The sequence below is a fragment of the Pelomonas sp. Root1444 genome (assembly GCF_001426885.1).
Taxonomy (GTDB): Bacteria; Pseudomonadota; Gammaproteobacteria; order Burkholderiales; family Burkholderiaceae_C; genus Pelomonas.
In genome coordinates this window covers 534,105-549,327 of sequence record NZ_LMFP01000001.1, presented here as the reverse complement: position 1 = coordinate 549,327, position 15,223 = coordinate 534,105, and the positions used below count along the sequence as shown (strand labels likewise).

Below are 15,223 nucleotides of genomic sequence, written 5' to 3'. Positions count from 1 at the left end.
CCCGGCAATGCCGCGGTCAGCAGCACGCGTCGCAAAAGCAACCTGATCGAACGTCACGCCCACAACCTCAATCCGCAATCAAGACGCGCTCAGCGCCCTTGAAGTTGTCCGCCCCCGAAATGACGACGCGGTCCCCCACCGACAGCCCCGACAAAACCTCCACCCGCTCCAGCGACCGCGCCCCCAGCTTCACAGCGACCTTCTCCGCCACGCCGCCCCTCACCACGTAGGCATAGCTGCCGCCGCCCTCGTCCACGAAGCTGCCGCGCGCCACGCCCAGCACCTTGTCGCGCCGGTCCAGCAGTACCCGCACCGACAACCGCTGGTTCTGCCGCAGCTGCTCGGGCTGCTTGCCGTCGAAGCGCAGCCGCGCGCTGACCTCGCCGTTGACGACCTCCGGCGACACCGAGCTCACCAGCCCCGCCCAGCGCTGGCCGTTGCCGGCAATCTCCCCCGGCATGCCCGGCTGCAGCTCGCGAGCGAAGCTCTCGGCCACCTGCATCTGCACTTCCAGCGCCGACAGGTCGATGACCGACAGCAGCTTGGCGTCGCGGGCGACGTTGGTGCGGTCGGCGATGAAGAGCTGGCCCACCTGGCCGTCCACCGGCGAACGCACGGCCAGCTCGGCCACCTGGCGCTCCAGGTCGGCCACCAGCAGCTGCTGGCGCGCCAGCGCGCTCTTCTTGGCCTGCACGTCCAGCGCCAGGCTGTCGGTCTTCAGGCCGCGCAGGCCGGCCGCCTGGTCCAGCGCGAGCTTGGCCTTGGCCAGCGCGTCCTGCGCGCGCTCGACCTGCATGCGCGCGGTGGCGCCGGCCTCGAAGGCCTGGGTCTGGCGGGCCAGGTCGTTGGCGGCGGTCTGCTGGTCGATGCGGGCGTTCTCGTAGGCGCTCTGCAGTGCGGCCGCCTGCTGCCGTGCCTCGACCTCGGCGCGCGCCAGGTCGGCCCGCAAGGCGTCGACGTTGCTGCGCTCCTGCGCCAGCCGGTTGGTCAGTTCGGGCGAGTCGACGCGGGCCATCACCTGGTCGCGCTTGACCGGGTCGCCGGCGCGCACGGTCAGCGTCACGGTGCCGGCACCAGGGGCGTACAGCGTCGGGCTCTGCGCCGCGACGACGCGGCCCTCGCCGGCCACGTCGCGCGTCAGTGGCGCCACATCGACGGTCGCCAGGCCCAGCCGCGCGGTGCTGACCGTCGTGTCGGCCGACAGCATGCGCTGCATGCGCCCGCCACCCCACAACGCCAACGCGCCGACGACGGCCGCGCCGCCGGCGAGCAGCAGCGGCCAGCGCCGGGACTTTCGGGCGAGCGGTTTGTCCTGCTCGGAGGTGTCGCGAAAGCGGGTGTTCATGCCCCGTTCAGCGCAAGCGCCATGCCAGCGTGCGGGGCCTGCCGGATCAAGGACTTGGCGCGGCGGATGGTGTCCGCGGACAGCGTGCGGACAGTCCGGTCGCGCCGCAGACGTGGGCCCGCGAGGCCGTCAGGCCCTCACAGCGCGGCGCGTGTCGTGTCGCCGAAGCGCGTGGCCGGCAGCACCAGCGAGATGACGGCGCCGCCGCCGTCGCGGTTGGCGGCCCAGATGCGGCCGCCGTGGGCCTGGGCGATGCGGCGGCAGATCGCCAGGCCCAGGCCCGTGCCACCGGCCGCCTCGCGCGTCGCGCTGGACTGCACGAAGGCCTCGAAGATGGTCTCCAGCTCGGCCGGCGGGATGCCGGGGCCGCGGTCTGCGACGTCCACGCGCACCTCGCCTGCCTCGTCATGCACCGCCGTCAGCTCGATGCTCGCGCCCTCGGGCGAGAAGCGGATGGCATTGGCCAGCAGGTTGCGCAGCACTTGCAGCAGCCGCAGCGGGTCGGCCAGCACGACGAGCTCCTCGTCGGCCAAGGCCGTCTGCAGTTGCAGGCCCTTGGCGGCCAGCTGGGGCCGCAGCTCGCGTGCCACCTCGGTCGCCAGCGGGCGCAGGTCCAGCCGCTCGGGCTGGATGGGCTCGGCGCCATGCTCGATCTTGCTGAGGTCCAGCAGGTCGTTGACGAGGCTGAGCATGCGCTCGCCGGCGCGGTGCACGTCGGCGAAGAGTTCGGCCAGCCGCGGCTCCTGGCGGGTGCGCAGCGCGCCGATCTCGGAGAAGCCGAGGATGGACTGCAGCGGCGTGCGCAGCTCGTGGCTGACGTTGGCGATGAAGTCGGACTTGGCCCGCGAGGCCTGCAGCGCGGCGTCGCGCGCGGCGCGGGTGGCGCGCTCGGCTTCGCGGAACTCGCTGATGTCCATGAAGCAGACGACGATGCCCATCGGCCGGCCCTGCGCATCGGGGAAGGTGGCCTTGCTGATGAAGAGGTCGCGCCGGCGGCCGTCCGCGCCGTGCCAGACGGCCTCGTAGTTCATCTCGCCGCCGCGGGCCAGCAGCTCGGCGTCGCGCGCATCGTGCAGGGCCGCCTCCTCGGGGCGCAGGTAGCCCGCCGCGCGGCGGCCCAGCACGTCGCCGCGCTTGCGGCCGGTGAACTGCTCCCAGGCGCGGTTGACGTCCAGGTAGCGGTTGTCGCTGTCCAGCACCGACATGGGCAGCGGGCTGCTGGCCAGCAGCGAGCGCGCCAGGCCCAGCTGGGCGCGCAGCTCGGCCTGGGCGCGCATCAGCCCGCTGACGTCGGCGGCGCTGCCCACCCATTCGAGGACGCCATCGCTGCGGCGCAGCGGCACGAGGTGGATCTCGAAGCTGCGGGCCTGGCCGTCGGGCGCGAGCCAGTCGGCGCGCACCTGGTGCGGCTGGGCTTCATCGGCCTCATCGGCGTCGCGTGCATCGAACAGCGCCGCCACGCGCGGCGAGCCGCCGAACAGCTGCTGCAGCGGCAGCCCGACCACCCGGCCGGCGGCATGGCCGCTGAGGCGCGCATAGCCTTCGTTGATGAAGGTGACGCGGCCGGCGGCGTCGGTGCGGAAGAGCAGGTCCTGGACGCTGCCGAAGATGGCGCTGAGCTCGCCTTCGCGCTCGGCCACCTCGCGCTGCGCGCGGTCGAGCTCGAGCGCCGCGCGCTCGCGGCCGCGCAACGCTGCCGCGCCGATGCCCGATAGCGTCAGCAGCGCCGCCGCAACGCCGAAGGCCGGCAGGCCCAGGTCGCGCAACGTGGCCAGCCAATGACTGCGCAGTTCGGCCTGCGGCAGCTCGACGAGGACGACCAGCGGGCGCGCCCGCAGCGCCCGGTAGCTGCCGAGCTGGGCCTCCTCGCGCAGGCCGGCGCCCTCCCAGCGGCCGTGCTCGCTGCCGGCGCGCACGCGGGCCAGCGGCGCACCCGCGGCCAGCAGGCGTGCCAGGCGTTCGCCGGCCAGCTGCCCGGCGCCGTGGGTGGCCGCCAGCAGCCGGCCGTCCAGGTCGACAAGGGCCGCCGCGGCCTGCGGGTCGTTCAGCGTCAGCTGCTGGAAGTTGGCCAGTGCGTCCGGGTTGAGCAGCGCGGTCAGCAGCGCGCCGCGCCCGTCGGGCAGGCGCAGGCCGCGCAGCACCGGGATGAAGCCCACGCCGGGCGGCACGACAGACGCCTCGCCCGTTCCCGCCAGGCCCGCGAGGCTGCGCGCCGCGACAAAGCCGCCGACGGCATCACGCCCGGGCGCGGGCCACGGGCCCAGCGCGGCAGGCGCGAGCTGCACGCCGCGGTCCGCCGGGTCGGCGGCGGCCAGCACATGGCCGCCCTCGTCCAGCAGCGCGACGCCGCGCAGGAAGCCCAGGCTGGCCTGCGTCTGGCCGAGCAGCGCCTGCAGCACCTCGGGCGGCGCGCCGCGGGCGGCGACGTCGGCCAGGCCGGCCAGGGCGATCTGCGTCGCATCGAGGCTGCGGCTGGCATGGTCCTCCAGCACCCGGGCCAGCAGGGCCTGGCGCTCCGCCGTCTCGGCGGTCAGCTTGCTCTGTTCCCGCCACAGGCCGTAGCCCGCGCCGACCAGCAGCACGGCGGCCAGCAGCACGCCGGCGCCGGCAACGATGATGCTCGGACGCCAGCGGCTGCCGCGCGGCTGCATCAGCGGTTGCGCACGATGGCGCCGAGGCCGTGGCGCTCGGCTGCCGCGCGCAGCCGGCCGTCGCGCTGGATGCGCGCGACGAAGTCGTCCACATGGCCCAGCCAGGCCGCGTCGCCGGGCCTGACCGCATAGGCATAAGGCATCACGTAGAACGGCGCGGGCGGCGCGACGAGGCGGGCCCAGTCGGCGTTGTCCAGCAGGCGGCGGCTGTAGGGGTAGTCGGTCATGAAGGCATCGACGCGGCCGGCCTCGAGTTCGCGCTCGCGGGTGTCCGGGGGCCGCACGACCACGAGGGTAGCGCGCTTCAACGCGCCGGCCATGACCGGCTCCATGAAAGTGCCGGCCTGCACGGCGATGCGCACGCCGGGCTTGTCCAGGTCCTGCCAGCGCTGCACGACGTGGCTGCTGTGCGTCGTGACGGCGTAGATGTCGCTTTCCAGATAGGGCCGGCTGAAGCGAAGCTGGCGGGCGCGCTGCGAGGTCATGCCGACGGCGAACATGGCCACGTCGCAACGGTCCTGCACCAGGTCCTCGACGACGGTGGCGAACGAGGACTCGACATAGCGCGGCGCGACCTTGAGGTCGGCGGCGAAGGCGGCGGACAGGTCAATGTCGATGCCCGACAGCTGGCCGGTACGCGGGTTGCGCAGCGAAATGCCGTAGTAGTCGGGCCAGATGCACACGCGCAGCTCGCCGCTGGCCTGGACGCGCTGGAGGACCGAGGCCGGCGCAGCGGCGGCCGGCGGGGCGGGCAGTGTCAGTGCGGCGGCAATGGCGGCAAGGAGCCGCCTCACGGCGCGACCTTTGGTGGCGCGCCGCCCCCGGGTCGGGCCGGGTCTACGCGGTCGCGCAGCGCGATCAGCTCGGGCGCATGGGCCAGGAAGGTGGAGACGATCTCGGGGTCGAAGGCGCTGCCGGCCTGCTCGGCCAGCATGGCCAGGCCACGGTCGTCGGCCCGCGCGGGGCGGAAGTCCCGGCGCATCGTCAGCGCATCGAAATAGTCCACGACCGCGACGATGCGCGCGGACAGCGGGATGGCCTTGCCGCGCAGGCCTTCGGGGTAGCCGTTGCCGTCCCAGCGCTCGCGGTGGTGCAGCGCGATCTCGGCGGCGAGCGCGAACAGCGGCAGGCTCGAGCCGCCCAGCAGCGCGGCGCCGCGGCGCGGCTGGATCTGGCGGCGGCGGCGCTCCTCGGCGGCGGTCAGCGGCCAGGCCGGCTCGAAGGCGGCGGCGGTCGGGTCGAACTCGCCGATGTCATGCAGCGGCGCCGCGAGGCGCAGCAGCTGCGCGGTGTCGGCATCCAGCCCCAGGTGGCGGGCCAGCGCCTCCGCGAGATGACCCAGCCGCACGCGGTGGGCGCGCGTTTCCTCGTCCTGGCGCCCCAGCGCAGGCAGACCCGGCAACGAGGCCGGTACGCCGTGCGACGGCGCGGACGGATGGTGAGCGGTGAATGACATGGCAGAACTCCCTGCGGCAGCCCGAGTGTCGCACTTCAATCGTTTTTATCAAATAAACCCGGCCGGGGTCCAGCGGGTAAATTCGGCAAAATGTCGCGTGTGACCCCCACCCCCCCTGCTGTGCCCGATACCTGCTCGACCACCGAGGCCGCGCAGCGCCTGGGCATGGCGGTGCGCTCCGTGCAGCTGATGGTGGACCGGGGCGAGCTGACCGCCTGGAAGACGCCCGGCGGCCACCGCCGCATCCTGCGCAGTTCGCTGGAAAGCTGGCTGGCTTCGCGCGGCTCCAGCGGGCCGGCGCCCGCGGCGCCGCAGCCCGCCGCCCGGAGCGCGGGCCGGCCGATGACGCTGCTGCTCATCGAGGACTCGGTGCACTTCCAGAACCTCATCAGCCTGATCGTCAAGCGCGAGCTGCCGGGCGCCGAACTGCACGTGGCCTCCGACGGCATCGCCGGCCTGGCGCTGGCCGGCCGGCTGGAGCCCGACGTGCTGCTGATCGACATCCTGCTGCCGGGCATCGACGGCGCGGCGCTGATCACCAGCCTGCGCTCGCACCCGCAGTTCGCACGCAGCCGCCTCATCGTCGTGACGGCCCTGGACGAAGCGCAGCGCGAGCCCTACCGGTTCGCGCTCGAAGGCGTGCCCGTCGTGCACAAGACGGCCCTGGTCGGCCAGCTGCCACCGCTGCTGGCGGAAGCGGCCGCACTGGCCTGAGGCCATGACCGCGCGCCTGCTGCTGATCGAGGACGACGCCTCGATCGCCCGTTTCGTCGAGCTGGCGCTGGAGGAACTGCCCGGCCACGACCCCGCCGCGCCGCCCGTCGTGCTGCACGTGGTGCGGCAGGTTGCCGAGGCGCGCCAGGCGCTGGAGGCGGGCGGCTGGCAGCTCGTCATCAGCGACCTGATGCTGCCCGACGGGTCGGCCGAAACCCTGCTCGCCGAGGGCTACGCGATGGCGGTCGGCGCGCCGCCCTGGATCGTCTTCAGCGCCGGCGTGCACGCCGACCGCCACCTGGCGCTGGCCGCGCGCGGCGTGGCATGCACCTTGCGCAAGCCGGTGCCGCTGGCCGAACTGCTGGCCACCGTGGCCGAAGTGTTGCGCCACGGCAGCACGCCACCGGCGCCGCTGGCAACGGCAGCCGCGGCCGACCCGGTGCAGCAGCATTTCGGCGGCGACCGCGCCCTGTATGAAAGCTTTCTCGCCGGCTGCATCGCGCAGTTCGCCGACGACCTTGCGCAGGGTGATGCCGCGCTCGCGTCGGGCGACACGGCGGCGCTGTGCCGTGTGGCGCATGCGCTGAAGGCAGTGCTCGAACTCATAGGGCAGCCCCAGCTCGCCGCACAGGCCCGCGCACTCGAAGCCGCCGCCGCGGCGGGCGCCGGGAGCGACGCGCTGCCTCTCGGCTGGGCTGGCCTGGCGCAAGGCCTGGCCACGCTTGGCGCACGACGGCACAGTTAGCGCCCCGGCCGCGCGCCTGAAATATTTGGCAAATCCGTCTGGCAAGGCCCCGTTTCAGGGGCGGCGCTCCACCGCTGGGTCTATCAATAAATTTGATAATCCATGCGAATCCATTGCGCCGCACCACATGCCCGACCGCCTCCATCGCCAGCCCTCTCCCACCCGGCCTCCATGGCCGTGCATCGGCTGAGGGCCTCGCCATGGCGTTGCGCAGCGTGCTGTATGTCGAGGACGACCCGGTCAATGCTTTGGTGATGCAGGGCATCGTCGAGCTGTGGGCCGGCTGCCGGCTGCAGGTGGCCCGCAGCGGCGCCGAGGCGCGGGCGCTCGTGGCGGGGCAGCGCGTCGACCTGCTGTTGTGCGACCTGCGCCTGCCCGACGTGACGGGCGACGTGCTGCTGGCCGAGCTGCGCGCCGCCGGCCTGGCGGCTGCCGTGCCGGCGGTGCTGGTGACGGCCGAGTCCGAGTTCGTCGCCGCCGACCTCGCGCGGCGCGGCGGCTTCGACGGCTTCTGGTGCAAGCCGCTGAACGTCGCGGCGGCGCTGCGCAGCCTGGAGCACTGGCTGGCTTGAGCCGGTGAGCGGCTGACACAAATCTTTGCGCGTCGGCCACATGGCCTTGCGCGGGCGGCGGGATGCTCCGGCAAACGATGCGGAGACCGCCGATGAAAAACCGCCGCTTCATGCTTGGCAGCGCCGGCGCCCTGGCCGGTGCGGCGCTGTTGGCAGGCCGCAGCCGGGCCGCCAGCGCGCCTGCCGCGCCGCTGAGCGCCGACGAGCGCGCCTTGCATGCGCTCAACCGCCTCGGCTATGGCCCGCGGCCCGCGGATGCGGCCGACATCGCCGAGCAAGGCGCCGAGCGCTGGCTGGAGCGCTTCCTGGCCGAGCAGCTGGCGCCGCGCCGCCTGGCGCAGCCCGAGGCCTTGACCACGCGCCTGGCCGGCCTGGAGGTGCTGACGCTCAGCCAGGCGGCGCTGCTGGGGCGCTACCGGGAGGCCGTCAAGGCGACGCGCGAGGCGCGCCGCGAGCAGGCCAAGGGCCAGACGCCCGATGCCGCCGCGCTGAATGCCGTGCGCGAGCAGGTGCGCCCGCTCGTCCAGCAGGCCGCCACGGCGCGGCTGTCGCGCGCGCTGCAGAGCCCGGCACAGCTGGAAGAGGTGCTGACGGAGTTCTGGTTCAACCACTTCAACGTCTTCGCCGGCAAGGGGCCGGTGGGCGTGCTGGTGGCCGACTACGAGCAGCGCGCCATCCGCCCGTTCGTGCTGGGGCGCTTCCGCGACATGCTGGGCGCCACGGCCAGGCATCCGGCGATGCTGATCTACCTGGACAACGCGCAGAGCGTCGCGGCCGACCCGCGTCGCGCCGGCAATGCCAGAGGCCTCAACGAGAACTACGCCCGCGAGCTGATGGAGCTGCACACGCTGGGCGTGGACGGCGGCTACACGCAGCGCGACGTGACCGAGCTGGCGCGCATGCTGACCGGCTGGGGCATCGACCCGCGCCAGGCCATGCGCGGCGGGGCGGCGGGCCACGGCGACCTGTTCAAGTTCGACGCGCGCCGGCATGACAGCGGCACCAAGACGTGGCTGGGCCAGACCGTGAGCGGCGCCGGGCAGGCCGAGGGCGAGCGGGCGTTGGACGTGCTGGCCGCACACCCGGCCACGGCCCGCCACCTCGCGCGCAAGTTCGCGCAGGCCTTTGTCGCCGACGAGCCGCCGCCGGCCCTTGTCGAGCGGCTGGCCGAGAGCTTTCGCGGCAGCGGCGGCGACCTGCGCGAGCTGACGCGCACGCTGGTCCGCTCGGACGAGTTCTGGCGCCGCGAGGCCTACCAGGCCAAGTTCAAGACGCCGTACCAATACCTGCTGTCCAGCCTGCGTGCGTTGGACCTGCCGCTGTCCAACCCACAGCCGCTGCTGCAGGCGCTGGCGCAAGCCGGCCAGCCGCTGTACGGCGCGCAGACGCCCGACGGCTACAAGAACACCGCCGCCGCCTGGCGCAACCCCGAGGCGCTGACGCAGCGCGTGCAGCTCGCCACGACGCTGGGCCAGCGCAGCGGCATCGGCGCCGAGCGGCTCAGCAACACGCTGGGTGCGGCGCTCAGCGAGCCGACGCGCCGCACGCTGGCCACCGAGCCCGCCGCGCAGCAGGTGGCCCTGCTGCTGGCCAGCCCCGACTTCATGAAGCGATAGGACGCCCCATGCTCCGCCGTCAACTCCTCCACTTCGGCGCCTTCACGCTCGGCGGGCTGCCGGTGTCGCTGGTGCGTGCCCAAGGTGGCCCGCAAAAGAAGCTGGTCGTCGTCATGCTGCGCGGCGCGGTCGACGGCCTGTCGGTCGTGGCGCCCCACGCCGAGCCCGAGTACGCCGCCAGCCGCCCGCAGATCGCCCTGCCCCCGCCCGGCGCGGAGGACGGCCTCCTCAAGCTGGATGCGATGTTCGGCCTGCACCCGTCGCTGGCGCCGCTCAAGCGCCACTGGGACGGCGGCCAGCTGGCCTTCGTGCACGCCAGCGGCTCGCCGGACCCGACGCGCTCGCACTTCGACGCGCAGGACTATCTCGAATCCGGCACGCCGGGCCGCAAGTCCACGCCCGACGGCTGGATGAACCGGCTGCTGACCGCCCTGCCCGGCGAACCGGCGCCCACGCGCGCCATCAGCCAGGGCAGCACGCCGCCGCGCATCTTTGCCGGCACCGCCAGCGTCGCCAGCCTGGGCCTGGGTCCCAACGCCATGCAGCGCCGTGCCATCGACAACCCCCAGATGCAGGCCGGCCTGGCCAAGCTCTACGCCGGCGATGCCCAGCTTAGCGGCACGCTGCGTGACACGACGCAGGGCCGCAGCGAGATGGCACGCAGCATGGCGGCCGGCGAGCGCTCGATGGACCCCAGCGCCGACGCCGGTGCGCCGTCCGCCCGCAGCTTCGCCGCCGACGCGCGGCGCCTGGGTACGCTGATCCGCAAGGACGCCTACACCCAGCTCGCCTTCACCTCGGTGGGCGGCTGGGACACCCACGTCAACCAGGGCGCCGCGCGCGGCCAGCTGGCCAACCGCCTGGCCAGCCTGGGCGAGGGGCTGGACGCGCTCAGCGTGGGCCTAGGCGATGCCTACAAGGACACCGTCATCGTCGTCATGAGCGAGTTCGGCCGCACGCTGCGGCAGAACGGCAACGGCGGCACCGACCACGGCCGCGGCAACGTCATGTGGCTGATGGGCGGCCCGGTGGCGGGCGGCCAGGTGCTCGGCGACTGGCCGGGCCTGGACAAAAGCGCGCTGGCCGATGGCCGCGACCTCGCGGTGGCCACCGATTTCCGCCAGGTGCTCGCGCCGCTGCTGCAGCGCCACCTGGGCCTGACGGAAACCGCACTGGCAGCAGTGTTTCCCCAAGCCCCGCAGACTTGGCGTTATGCGGACAAGCTGATGCGCGCCTGACGCCGCCTCCACCGGCCGCTGGGAGAAGGACATGATGCGAACCCCTGCCCCCTTGTTCGGCCTGTGCCTGGTGGGCGCGGTGCTGGCGTACTGCTTCCTGGTTGCGACCGGCAGCGTCTGACGCGGCCACCGGCCCACAGCCCGTGGCCCGCGGGCTCAGCCCGCCTCGCTGAAGGTGATGCCGGGGTGCTTCTCGTCGTAGAACGCCATGCGGCCCTGCAGCGCGGCGTGCTCGTCGTAGGGCGACTCGTACGACCAGATCGCGTCCTTCAGTTGCCGGCCGCCCTGGGTGACGTGGTAGTAGCTCGCGTCGCCCTTGAACGGGCAATGCGAGGTCGTGTCGCTGGGCTCCAGCTTGTCCACCTTGACGGCCTCGCGCGGGAAGTAGAAGCGCGGCGGCGCGCCGGTCTCGTCGACGCGGATGACATCGGCGGACTCGGCCACGAGCTGGCCGTCGATGAAGGCACTGACCCTGTGCGCGACACGCGTCTCGGCGACGGTGTGGTCCGGATGCTCGCGGTGGCCGGGTGACTTGCTCATGCGGTGATTCCTTTAGACGGCGTGACTCACTGCCTTTATGCCGCCGCTCCCGTGTGGCCCGGAGCCCCTGCGTTGGGCTGACCGGCCAGGCGCTGGGCCAGCTGGGCGGGGGTTTCCTGCACGACGTCCTTGTCCTGCGTGCTGGCGATGACGCCGGACAGCCCGGGCTCCAGCGCCTTGCGCAGATAGCCCAGCAAACGGGGTGCCGCCAGGATGTGCAGCAAGTCGTACCGCTTTTGCCGGTGGTACTCCGCCAGCCGCGCGGCGATGCGTTCGGCGAAGAGTTGGGCGTGCTGGTGGCGCTCGCTGTCACCGGCCGAAACCGTGGCCGTGCCCTGCGCGTTGCCGCCGCCACCGGCACGCCGCCCGTGCGGAGCATGGTGCATGTCGCGCTCGCGGGCATGAGCGTCGGGGTCGGTCAGGTCTTCCACCGACACCAGCTCGCCGCCACCCGGCGGCTGCTCGAAGATGCGCGCGATGGCCTCGTCGGCCACGAGAACCCAGGCGGTCTTCATCGGGCACTCCTGTCTCATGAAGTAGGCCTGCCTTGCGGCAATGCGCATGCCTAGCCGGGCAGCATCAACAGCCCGAGCAGCAGGAAGACGGCATGCAAAGCCCGCTGGAAGTGCGCGGCGGGCAGGCGTTGCCGCCAGCGGGCGCCCAGCGCCATGCCGGCGAAAGCGGCTGCCAGCGCCACGCCGAGGGTTGGGGCCTGCGGCGGCGCGGCAGCTTCCAGCCCACCCAGGCGCGTAGCCAGCGCGAGCGACGCCAGCGTGAAGCTGATGCCCAGCGCCTGGATCAGCGCCGCGCGTGGCAACGCCAGCGCCTGCAGATAGGGGACCAGCGGCATGACGAAGACCCCGGTCGCCGCGCTCAACGCACCGCCCAGGCCGCCAGCCAGCGCACCGAGCCCGCTGGCAAGCCGCCCCGGGGCCGGCAGCCGTGGCCGGGCCAGGCCGAAGGCGCCGTACGCGAGCAGCACGCCGCCCAGCACCGGCCGCGCCGTGCCGCTGGCCAGGCTGGGCACCGGCGCGAACAGTGTGGCCAGCACCAGGGCCAGCCACAGCGGCCAGAGCCGGCGCAGCAACGTCGTGCCATGCGGGCCGAAGCACTGGGCGAGGTTGGTCAGCAGCGCCGGCACCAGCATCAACGCGGCGGCCGAAGCAGCCGGCAAGGCCAGGCTCAGCAGCGCCATCGCGAGCGTGGGCAGGCCCATGCCCGTGACCCCTTTGACAGTCCCCGCCAGCACGAAGCTGAAGGCCACCCAGGCCAGCTGGCCTGACGACATCGCGCCGCTGAGTTCATCCATGCCGGCATGCTCGGCACGGGCGGCCCGTGCGTCCATCGCGCAATGCCACGCATATCCTCCGGCATCGCCGAAGGATGCACGCCATGGCCGACCGCAACCCGCACTACCGCATCGACCCTTTCGACCTGCGCCTGTTCGCCGCCGTGGCCGAGGCCGGCACGATCACGGCCGGCGCGCGCGGCGTGCACCTGTCGCTCGCCGCGGCCAGCGCGCGGCTGCAGGCGCTGGAGCAGGCCGTCGGGGCGGCGCTGATGCAGCGCGCCAAGACCGGCGTCACGCTGACGGACGCCGGCCGCACGCTGCTGCGTCATGCCGGCCGGCTGCAGCGCGAGATGGAAGCCTTGCATGCCGGCATGGCTGCCCACGCCCACGGCGTGCGCGCCACCGTGCGCTTGCTGGGCAACACGGCGGCCATCAGCGAGCACCTGCCACCGCTGCTGGGCCCCTTCCTTGCGGCGCACCCGCAGGTCGACATCGAGCTGCGCGAACTCGACAGCCAGGACGTGCTGTTCGCCATGCGCCAGGAGCGCGCCGAGCTGGGCATCGTGGCCGACTACGTCGCGACGGCAGGCCTGACGACGCGTGCCTTCCGCGAGGACCGTCTCGTCGCCGTGCTGCCTGCCACGCTGGCGCCGGGCCGGCCGCGCGCGATGGCGTTTGCCGAGCTGCTGGCGCAGCCCTTCGTCGGCCTGCCTGCGGAGGCCGGCCTCAGCCGCTTCCTGCAGGCGCGCGCGCTGCAGCAGGGCCGCGGGCTGCACCACCGCGTGCAGGTACCCGGTTTTGAGGCGCTGCTGCGCCTGGTGGCCGATGGCGTCGGCGTGGCCGTCGTGCCGGCACTGACCGCACGGCGGCTGGCCGACCCACGCGTGCGCGTGCGGCCGCTGAGCGACGCCTGGGCGATGCGGCAGCTGCTCGTCTGCTTCAGCAGCGCCCAAGCGCTGACGCCGGCTGCCGCCGCGCTGCTCGACGCGCTAGTCGTGCAGTGACGACAGGAACTGCTTGAGCTCCGGCGTCCTGGGCGCGCCGAACAGCTCGGCCGGCGGCCCAATCTCATGCACGCGGCCCTGGTGCATGAAGATGACGCGGTCGGCCACCTTGCGGGCGAAGTTCATCTCGTGCGTGACCATCACCAGCGTCATGCCCTCCTCGGCCAGCGATTCGACGACGCGCAGCACCTCGCCCACCAGCTCCGGGTCCAGCGCCGACGTGATCTCGTCGCACAGCAGCACGGCCGGCTCCATGGCCAGCGCCCGGGCGATGGCCACGCGCTGCTGCTGGCCGCCGGAGAGCTGGTCGGGCATGGCGTTGAACTTCTCCGCCAGCCCGACGCGCCGCAGCAGCTTGGTGGCCTGCTCGGCGGCCTCGTTGGCGGTGCGCTTCTTCACCAGCGTGGGCGCCAGCATCACGTTGCGGCCCACGCTCAGGTGCGGGAAGAGGTTGAAGCCCTGGAAGATCATGCCGACCTGCTGGCGCAGTTCGCGCATGGCCATGGCGCTCTCGTAAAGCAGCGGCTTGCCGTTGACGGTGAGCGCGCCGTCCTGGAACTGCTCCAGCCCGTTCACGCAGCGCAGCAGCGTGCTCTTGCCGGAGCCGCTCTTGCCGATGATGGCGATGACCTCGCCGCGCTTGACGTCCAGGTCGATGCCCTTGAGCACCTCGTTCGTGCCATAGGACTTGCGCAGCGCCGTGATGCGCACGATGGGATCGGCGTGGACTTCAGCGAGCATGGAGCTTGCCTTCCAGATGTTGGGCGTAGAGGCTGATGGGGAAGCACAGGGCGAAATACAGCAGCGCCACGCAGCCGAAGACGAGGAAGGGCTTGAAGCTGGCGTTGGCGATCATGCTGCCGGCCTTGGTCAGCTCGACGAAGCCGATGACGGACGCGAGCGCCGTGCCCTTGATGACCTGCACGAGGAAGCCCACCGTCGGTGCGATGGCCAGGCGGCCGGCCTGCGGCAGCACGACGTGGCGCAGCTGCTCGCCGAAGGACAGCGCCAGGCTGCGCGCCGCCTCCCATTGGCCGCGCGGCACGGCGTCGACGCAGCCGCGCCAGATCTCGACGAGGTAGGCGCTGGTGTAGAGCGTCAGCGCGAGTGCCGCCGCCGTCCACGCCGACACCTCCAGGCCCAGCAGCGCCAGGCCGAAGTAGGCGAGGAAGAGCTGCATCAGCAGCGGCGTGCCCTGGAAGAGCTGCACGTACAGCGAGATGGCCCGCTTCGTCCTCGCGCCGAGGCCCAGCCGCAGCGACAGCAACAGGCCGCCCACCAGGCCGCCGCCGACGAAGGCGATGGCCGACAGCGCCACCGTCCAGCGCAGCGCCAGCAGCAGGTTGCGGACGATGTCCCAGAGCGTGAACTCAACCATGGCCGCCACTCCTCACGCCGAAGATGAAGCGCGGGCCGGCCCACATCAGCAGCTTGCGCGCGAGCACCGCGAGCGCGAGGTAGACCAGGGTCGCGATGATGAAAGCCTCGAAGGCGCGGAAGTTGCGGCTCTGGATCAGGTTGGCCGCATAACTGAGTTCTTCGGTGGAGATCTGGCCGCAGACCGCGGAGCCCAGCATGACGATGATGATCTGGCTGGTCATGGCCGGCCACACGCGCTGGAAGGCCGGCGGCAGCACGACGCGCGTGAACACCTGCACGGGACTGAGCGCCAGGCTCTGCGCCGCCTCCCACTGGCCGCGCGGCGTGGCCTGGATGCCGGCGCGCAGGATCTCGGTGCCGTAGGCGCCGAGGTTGAGCGTCATCGCGATCAGCGACGCCGCCTCGGGCGACAGCTTCACACCCATGGCCGGCAGGCCGAAGAAGATGAAGAACAGCTGCACGATGAACGGCGTGTTGCGCAGCAGCTCGACGTAGGCGCCGAGCAGGCGCCGCAGCCACACCGGGCCGCTGGCGCGCGACCAGGCGCCCAGCGTCGCGATCAGCAGCCCGAGCGGCGTCGCGATGAGCGTGAGGCCCAGCGTCCACGCCAGGCCTTTCAGCAGCAGCGGCCATTCGGCCAGCACTGCGAGGAAGTCGAAGCTGATCATGGC

The 15,223-nt window shown here is 72.7% G+C and carries 16 protein-coding genes; 6 read left to right on the top strand and 10 right to left on the bottom strand.

Going from position 1 to position 15,223, the window contains the following annotated elements; genetic code table 11:
- Window positions 1-67 precede the first annotated feature (67 nt).
- The 4 genes from ASD35_RS02450 to ASD35_RS02435 all read right to left on the bottom strand — a co-directional run bounded on the left by ASD35_RS02450 (window position 68) and on the right by ASD35_RS02435 (window position 5,452).
- The gene (locus ASD35_RS02450; RefSeq protein ID WP_056873303.1) at window positions 68-1,345 is read right to left on the bottom strand and encodes an efflux RND transporter periplasmic adaptor subunit; all 1,278 of its coding nucleotides are present in this window, start codon (window positions 1,343-1,345) and stop codon (window positions 68-70) included.
- Window positions 1,346-1,482: 137 nt separating this feature from the next.
- A complete protein-coding gene (locus ASD35_RS02445) occupies window positions 1,483-3,996 on the bottom strand; it encodes an ATP-binding protein (protein WP_056873302.1) in 2,514 nt (837 codons plus the stop codon).
- Complete coding sequence (locus ASD35_RS02440) at window positions 3,996-4,790, bottom strand: ABC transporter substrate-binding protein (protein ID WP_082579824.1); 795 nt, start codon at window positions 4,788-4,790, stop codon at window positions 3,996-3,998. Before ASD35_RS02440 ends, ASD35_RS02445 begins: the two co-directional genes overlap by 1 nt.
- The gene (locus ASD35_RS02435; protein ID WP_082579823.1) at window positions 4,787-5,452 is read right to left on the bottom strand and encodes an HD-GYP domain-containing protein; all 666 of its coding nucleotides are present in this window, start codon (window positions 5,450-5,452) and stop codon (window positions 4,787-4,789) included. Before ASD35_RS02435 ends, ASD35_RS02440 begins: the two co-directional genes overlap by 4 nt.
- Before the next feature lie 90 nt (window positions 5,453-5,542).
- Between ASD35_RS02435 and ASD35_RS02430 the strand changes: the two genes are divergently transcribed.
- From ASD35_RS02430 to ASD35_RS02410, 5 genes are all read left to right on the top strand, one after another.
- The gene (locus tag ASD35_RS02430) at window positions 5,543-6,166 is read left to right on the top strand and encodes a helix-turn-helix domain-containing protein (RefSeq protein WP_056873300.1); all 624 of its coding nucleotides are present in this window, start codon (window positions 5,543-5,545) and stop codon (window positions 6,164-6,166) included.
- A 4-nt stretch (window positions 6,167-6,170) separates the two neighbouring features.
- Complete coding sequence (locus tag ASD35_RS02425) at window positions 6,171-6,911, top strand: response regulator transcription factor (RefSeq protein ID WP_056873299.1); 741 nt, start codon at window positions 6,171-6,173, stop codon at window positions 6,909-6,911.
- A 200-nt stretch (window positions 6,912-7,111) separates the two neighbouring features.
- A complete protein-coding gene (locus ASD35_RS02420) occupies window positions 7,112-7,483 on the top strand; it encodes a response regulator (RefSeq protein WP_056873298.1) in 372 nt (123 codons plus the stop codon).
- A 92-nt stretch (window positions 7,484-7,575) separates the two neighbouring features.
- Window positions 7,576-9,099: a DUF1800 family protein gene (locus ASD35_RS02415; RefSeq protein WP_056873297.1), complete on the top strand. Its 1,524-nt coding sequence runs from the start codon at window positions 7,576-7,578 to the stop codon at window positions 9,097-9,099.
- An 8-nt stretch (window positions 9,100-9,107) separates the two neighbouring features.
- Entirely contained in the window at window positions 9,108-10,337 is a 1,230-nt protein-coding gene (locus ASD35_RS02410) for a DUF1501 domain-containing protein (protein ID WP_056873296.1), read from the top strand.
- 156 nt (window positions 10,338-10,493) lie between these two features.
- Here the strand turns inward: ASD35_RS02410 and ASD35_RS02405 are convergent, their stop codons facing one another.
- Genes ASD35_RS02405 through ASD35_RS02395 form a run of 3 tightly spaced genes read right to left on the bottom strand, consistent with a single transcriptional unit; the run spans window position 10,494 to window position 12,186 of the window.
- On the bottom strand, window positions 10,494-10,877 hold the full coding sequence (locus tag ASD35_RS02405; protein ID WP_056873295.1) for a DUF427 domain-containing protein: 384 nt from the start codon (window positions 10,875-10,877) through the stop codon (window positions 10,494-10,496).
- A gap of 35 nt (window positions 10,878-10,912) precedes the next feature.
- Complete coding sequence (locus ASD35_RS02400) at window positions 10,913-11,392, bottom strand: host attachment protein (RefSeq protein ID WP_056873294.1); 480 nt, start codon at window positions 11,390-11,392, stop codon at window positions 10,913-10,915.
- A 50-nt stretch (window positions 11,393-11,442) separates the two neighbouring features.
- A complete protein-coding gene (locus tag ASD35_RS02395) occupies window positions 11,443-12,186 on the bottom strand; it encodes a TSUP family transporter (RefSeq protein ID WP_235538208.1) in 744 nt (247 codons plus the stop codon).
- An 83-nt stretch (window positions 12,187-12,269) separates the two neighbouring features.
- Between ASD35_RS02395 and ASD35_RS02390 the strand changes: the two genes are divergently transcribed.
- Window positions 12,270-13,172 (top strand): LysR substrate-binding domain-containing protein, encoded by a 903-nt coding sequence (locus ASD35_RS02390; RefSeq protein WP_235538207.1) that lies wholly within the window; start codon window positions 12,270-12,272, stop codon window positions 13,170-13,172.
- Here ASD35_RS02390 and ASD35_RS02385 read toward each other — a convergent pair.
- Genes ASD35_RS02385 through ASD35_RS02375 form a run of 3 tightly spaced genes read right to left on the bottom strand, consistent with a single transcriptional unit; the run spans window position 13,158 to window position 15,220 of the window.
- Window positions 13,158-13,913, bottom strand: coding sequence for an amino acid ABC transporter ATP-binding protein (locus tag ASD35_RS02385; protein ID WP_056873292.1), 756 nt, complete (start codon window positions 13,911-13,913; stop codon window positions 13,158-13,160). The two genes, ASD35_RS02390 and ASD35_RS02385, sit on opposite strands and share 15 nt — an antisense overlap.
- A complete protein-coding gene (locus tag ASD35_RS02380; protein WP_056873412.1) occupies window positions 13,903-14,550 on the bottom strand; it encodes an amino acid ABC transporter permease in 648 nt (215 codons plus the stop codon). The genes ASD35_RS02385 and ASD35_RS02380 overlap by 11 nt, the downstream gene beginning before the upstream one ends.
- Window positions 14,543-15,220 (bottom strand): amino acid ABC transporter permease, encoded by a 678-nt coding sequence (locus ASD35_RS02375; RefSeq protein WP_056873291.1) that lies wholly within the window; start codon window positions 15,218-15,220, stop codon window positions 14,543-14,545. The genes ASD35_RS02380 and ASD35_RS02375 overlap by 8 nt, the downstream gene beginning before the upstream one ends.
- Window positions 15,221-15,223: the final 3 nt, after the last annotated feature.

Coding starts and splice junctions, on each gene's coding strand:
- ASD35_RS02450 (WP_056873303.1), bottom strand. CDS start 1,345: ATGAACACCCGCTTTCGCGACACCTCCGAGCAGGACAAACCGCTCGCC.
- ASD35_RS02445 (WP_056873302.1), bottom strand. CDS start 3,996: ATGCAGCCGCGCGGCAGCCGCTGGCGTCCGAGCATCATCGTTGCCGGC.
- ASD35_RS02435 (WP_082579823.1), bottom strand. CDS start 5,452: ATGTCATTCACCGCTCACCATCCGTCCGCGCCGTCGCACGGCGTACCG.
- ASD35_RS02430 (WP_056873300.1), top strand. CDS start 5,543: ATGTCGCGTGTGACCCCCACCCCCCCTGCTGTGCCCGATACCTGCTCG.
- ASD35_RS02425 (WP_056873299.1), top strand. CDS start 6,171: ATGACCGCGCGCCTGCTGCTGATCGAGGACGACGCCTCGATCGCCCGT.
- ASD35_RS02420 (WP_056873298.1), top strand. CDS start 7,112: ATGGCGTTGCGCAGCGTGCTGTATGTCGAGGACGACCCGGTCAATGCT.
- ASD35_RS02415 (WP_056873297.1), top strand. CDS start 7,576: ATGAAAAACCGCCGCTTCATGCTTGGCAGCGCCGGCGCCCTGGCCGGT.
- ASD35_RS02410 (WP_056873296.1), top strand. CDS start 9,108: ATGCTCCGCCGTCAACTCCTCCACTTCGGCGCCTTCACGCTCGGCGGG.
- ASD35_RS02405 (WP_056873295.1), bottom strand. CDS start 10,877: ATGAGCAAGTCACCCGGCCACCGCGAGCATCCGGACCACACCGTCGCC.
- ASD35_RS02400 (WP_056873294.1), bottom strand. CDS start 11,392: ATGAAGACCGCCTGGGTTCTCGTGGCCGACGAGGCCATCGCGCGCATC.
- ASD35_RS02395 (WP_235538208.1), bottom strand. CDS start 12,186: ATGGATGAACTCAGCGGCGCGATGTCGTCAGGCCAGCTGGCCTGGGTG.
- ASD35_RS02390 (WP_235538207.1), top strand. CDS start 12,270: ATGGCCGACCGCAACCCGCACTACCGCATCGACCCTTTCGACCTGCGC.
- ASD35_RS02385 (WP_056873292.1), bottom strand. CDS start 13,913: ATGCTCGCTGAAGTCCACGCCGATCCCATCGTGCGCATCACGGCGCTG.
- ASD35_RS02380 (WP_056873412.1), bottom strand. CDS start 14,550: ATGGTTGAGTTCACGCTCTGGGACATCGTCCGCAACCTGCTGCTGGCG.
- ASD35_RS02375 (WP_056873291.1), bottom strand. CDS start 15,220: ATGATCAGCTTCGACTTCCTCGCAGTGCTGGCCGAATGGCCGCTGCTG.